The 751-nt window shown below is 47.4% G+C and carries 2 tRNA genes and 1 rRNA gene; all 3 read right to left on the minus strand.

Going from position 1 to position 751, the window contains the following annotated elements:
• Positions 1 to 199: 199 nt before the first annotated feature.
• Positions 200 to 275, minus strand: a tRNA-Ala gene (locus DV711_RS19245).
• A gap of 108 nt (positions 276 to 383) precedes the next feature.
• A tRNA-Ile gene (locus DV711_RS19250) sits at positions 384 to 460 on the minus strand.
• Between the two features lie 214 nt (positions 461 to 674).
• Positions 675 to 751: ribosomal RNA gene (locus tag DV711_RS19255) — 16S ribosomal RNA — on the minus strand; the annotation flags it as partial.

Genomic DNA, 751 nt, shown 5'->3' on the forward strand with positions numbered 1-751 from the left:
GTGTCCAAGTTATACGTCAGAACTAATACGATATTAATCGCCAGATATAAACGCTTGATCGAACACAATAAAATTAAACTGATTCAATTTGATTGCTTCAATCACAGATCCACTTTGTTAAAGAGCGTGTTTTCCGAAGAAAACAAAAGGTAATGGATAAACAAGCTGTTTAATCATTAGCTTTTGGCTTCTTGAGAAATGGTGGAGCTAAGCGGGATCGAACCGCTGACCTCCTGCGTGCAAAGCAGGCGCTCTCCCAGCTGAGCTATAGCCCCATGAAAACCCTAGGCTTAATAAGTGCCAATTTTGCGCAGATCTAGGCGCAGTTTCGCGACGCATAGCCTGCTATGCGAGTGAAGCTGCAACGACGAGATGCACAAAATTGGTGGGTCTGAGTAGATTTGAACTACCGACCTCACCCTTATCAGGGGTGCGCTCTAACCAACTGAGCTACAGACCCACTTATGCTCGTTTGTTTCACTCCAAGCTGCGTTGCTTCCTTCGTTCAATCGGTCACGTGCTGTTTGCACACTTCCTCTTTCTCGCAGTCAGCGCCTTGCCTGTAGCAAAACATCCTTCGCCTAAGTTCCATCCGATAGGACATCGAATGGCGCTCTCTAAAACATCCAACCATGCAATTCGTTGTGAGCACTTACCAGAACGGCAGCTTCGTTTAAGGAGGTGATCCAGCCCCAGGTTCCCCTAGGGCTACCTTGTTACGACTTCACCCCAGTCATGAACCACACCGTGG

The sequence above is a fragment of the Motiliproteus coralliicola genome, from assembly GCF_003345655.1.
In the GTDB taxonomy this organism is placed as follows: Bacteria; Pseudomonadota; Gammaproteobacteria; order Pseudomonadales; family Balneatricaceae; genus Motiliproteus; species Motiliproteus coralliicola.